The sequence below is a fragment of the Gilliamella sp. Nev6-6 genome (assembly GCF_001690605.1).
Lineage (GTDB): Bacteria > Pseudomonadota > Gammaproteobacteria > Enterobacterales > Orbaceae > Gilliamella > Gilliamella apicola_C.
In genome coordinates this window covers 1-3,131 of the sequence record NZ_LZHP01000081.1, presented here as the reverse complement: position 1 = coordinate 3,131, position 3,131 = coordinate 1, and the positions used below count along the sequence as shown (strand labels likewise).

The window sequence follows — 3,131 nt, the reverse complement described above, 5'->3', positions numbered from 1 at the left end:
TTCAGTGCGATAGGTACGATTAAATCGTTCAATATAGCCATTTTGATAAGGGCTACCGGGCTGGATATAATCAATGGTTATATCATGTGATTTAGCCCAGTTGGTAAAGGTTTTTCCTGTAAATTCAGGTCCATTATCGACCCGTATTTTTAATGGATATCCATGATATTCGGCCAGTTTATCTAAGTAACGGGTAATCCTTCCTGCTGGTAAGCTTACTGCAATATCAATACCTAACGCCTCACGATTAAAGTCATCGATGACATTGAATGTTCTAAAGCGACGTTGATTACGGCTACTGTCACTCATAAAATCCATTGACCAACATTCACCTTGTTTATTGGGGACTAATAACCTTTCTGGGCATCGTGGAGGAATGCGTTTTTTACGCTTTACCCTGAGATTAAGCTTTAATTCACAATACACCCGATATATCCGTTTATGATTCCATTGATAGCCGAGCTTTCTGATACGATTAAAACATTTAGGAAAACCCCAGCGTAAATGCCGGTCTGTGATAGCATTCAATACCGAAACAATCACTGAATCATCCTGTAACTTAAATTGATAATAGTAAGCACAACGGCTTGAGCCAACAATAGCACAACTCATAACAATAGTAACAGAATGATTTTGTTGTAGTTGCTGTGCCCACGTTTTACGTGCCTTGGTGGGCACTAAAGCTTTTTTATGATTTCTTCCTGAAGCTGAGATTTTAAGCTCAGTTCGGCAAACATCTGTTTAAGCTTACGGTTTTCTGCCTCCAGCTCCTTTAAGCGTTTAATATCCGACGTTTCCATACCGCCGTATTTTTCTCGCCATTTATAGAAAGTTGAATTACCCATGCCATATTTACGGCACAACTCTTTAACGGGTACACCTGCCTCTGCTTCTTTTAAAATAGCGACGATTTGATGTTCAGTCATTTTTTTCATCATTAAATCCTCTTTTACTTTTATCATAGAGAATTTTCTACTTTTTGGCTGTACTATTTTAGGGGATAGTTACATAATCCCTACGATTTGATTGGCGCATATTGATACAGATTAAAGCTACCCAACAGTCCAATCAAACCCAGTTGTGTAAAGCGTCCTATATCCGGATTATCGTACCTGAAAGTATTGTAATGTAAACTGGTTTCACTGTCTAAATATTGTTTGATATCTGAGATTCTGTTGTATCGGTAAGTTCTTCCCGACAGCCGTGCAGATCGGTGTGGAAATAGCGGATATGTTGTTCTTGGTTGCCGTCTGTGCCTATACGTGCTAGCGGTTCGTAGCTGTTCTGGTCGGTATAGATATATAGGCTGGTAGGATGATTCGGGCCGGTTTTCTTAATTATTGTTAAGCCATCTCACAAGAAGTAGGTATGGTTGTAGAGCTCGCTTTATTTTGATTTTGAGGTATTAATCAGGTCGCTTAGTCACAGAATATATATACATTTAAACCATTATTAAATGATTTTTCCAGAAAATCAATAAAATGAATAATTGATTCAAGCTGTAGCTTTTTTGTTTTAATAAGGCTTTCTAATTCTTTTATTAAGGGCTGAATTTCTCCATATAAAATAGTAGTATCAGCATAGTAATCATCAAATTTTTTTATTATTGGGTATTGATTTAATGGTTTCGCATTATTGAAAAGTTTATCATAATCAGACTTCTCAAGTGAAAATACCGGTGTGTTTCCATCTATTTTCTTTTGATTATTTGATGCCATAAAATCCAAAGCCATAAATACCTCATGTTCTAATTTTGGATGGGATTGTTGTAACCTTGTCTACTGTGTTTTTGGCTTACCAGTCGTTTAGATGTATCGTAAAAGAAATTTTTTACTTTTTTTAATGATGAATTCATTAATCATAGACACCAATCTCTTCTGCTTTTGCAATTAACTCATCTTGCAATGAACCTTGTATTTCTTCTCCATCATACTCAAGCATGAAATCACCACTAATATTCGGTGGGAAATGTGTACCGTCTATGGTTCCAAAAACCGCAGACATTGTATCTACTATTACTATACGCAGAAAATTAAAAATCTTTTCTTGGTCTTTATCTGATAGCTTTGTGATAATACTTCTTGCTCTTGCAAAAGGATCATTAACGTTTGTAGATTCACTTGAATCACTTAAATGAATTTTATAATATTCAAGTGCATCATCTAAAAGTTCAGATAAGAGTGAAGTAACTACTAATTCATCTTTTCTTATTTTACCCATTTTACAACCTCTTTTTCTATTAGGCTTTGCTTTATTCATTTCTGGATACATTTCTTTATTTTTGGCGATTAATTTCTGAAAAGCGCTATTGGGTATTTGTGGGTAACCCCTTCTTAGCTTACGTATATCTCTAGCTAATAACTTTCTAATACTACTAAATTGTTTTCCTGTTTTAGAGTTAGTTTTACTACGTGCAACAATTCCAACTTCATCTTTAAGGAACCAATGTTCTAGCTCTGGGAACTAAAGTAGCAGGGATCATACCCTTTGACAAGATTTTGCATAATTGCTTTTTGCCTTATATGGTGAGCATTCATTCCTAAATGATCAACTCTAGTCAACCCATTAGGCGTATACTCATACAGTTTAAACCCAGCGACTAATCCAATTGGGGCGGGCATAGTCAAGACCCTACATCCGAACCTGAAAGTTTTGTAATGCAATCTGGTTTCTCTGCCTAAATATTGTCCATTATATCTAAGGTTTTTCGCTACTGATTCCGTGTTCAATTTCCTGAATCCGTTTACTCCAGAGCTGGTAGCGGCATACTCTCAGTATTTTGCTATTTGAATCGGTTAACTTTTCCGGTTTTATCCCTAATATATATTGCTATTGTAACTATCCCCTAAAATAGTACAGCAAAAAAGTAGAAAATTCTCTATGATAAAAGTAAAAGAGGATTTAATGATGAAAAAAATGACTGAACATCAAATCGTCGCTATTTTAAAAGAAGCTGAAGCGGGTATTCCCGTTAAAGAACTGTGCCGTAAATATGGCATGGGTAATTCAACTTTCTATAAATGGCGAGAAAAATACGGCGGAATGGAAACGTCGGATATCAAACGTCTAAAAGAACTCGAAGCGGAAAACCGCAAGCTTAAACAGATGTTTGCCGAACTGAGCTTAAAATC

At 35.9% G+C, this 3,131-nt stretch carries 6 protein-coding genes; 1 reads left to right on the top strand and 5 read right to left on the bottom strand.

All coding sequences use genetic code 11. From position 1 onward, the window contains the following. The 5 genes from A9G42_RS09680 to A9G42_RS09665 all read right to left on the bottom strand — a co-directional run. Positions 1-678, bottom strand: a 678-nt coding sequence (locus tag A9G42_RS09680; protein ID WP_065653308.1) for a DDE-type integrase/transposase/recombinase, incomplete at its 3' end; no start/stop codon positions are given. Further along, the gene (locus A9G42_RS09675) at positions 678-935 is read right to left on the bottom strand and encodes a transposase (protein WP_065653307.1); all 258 of its coding nucleotides are present in this window, start codon (positions 933-935) and stop codon (positions 678-680) included. The genes A9G42_RS09675 and A9G42_RS09680, both read right to left, overlap by 1 nt. An 80-nt stretch (positions 936-1,015) precedes the next feature. Further along, a complete protein-coding gene (locus tag A9G42_RS14835) occupies positions 1,016-1,162 on the bottom strand; it encodes an RHS repeat-associated core domain-containing protein (RefSeq protein ID WP_442903202.1) in 147 nt (48 codons plus the stop codon). A gap of 256 nt (positions 1,163-1,418) precedes the next feature. Beyond that, a complete protein-coding gene (locus A9G42_RS09670) occupies positions 1,419-1,733 on the bottom strand; it encodes a hypothetical protein (RefSeq protein ID WP_065567507.1) in 315 nt (104 codons plus the stop codon). Positions 1,734-1,854: 121 nt separating this feature from the next. Then, positions 1,855-2,259: a hypothetical protein gene (locus A9G42_RS09665; protein WP_218057325.1), complete on the bottom strand. Its 405-nt coding sequence runs from the start codon at positions 2,257-2,259 to the stop codon at positions 1,855-1,857. A 648-nt stretch (positions 2,260-2,907) separates the two neighbouring features. On the opposite strand from A9G42_RS09665, the gene A9G42_RS09660 reads away from it, so the two are divergent. Beyond that, positions 2,908-3,131, top strand: a 224-nt coding sequence (locus tag A9G42_RS09660) for a transposase (protein ID WP_143422154.1), incomplete at its 3' end; no start/stop codon positions are given.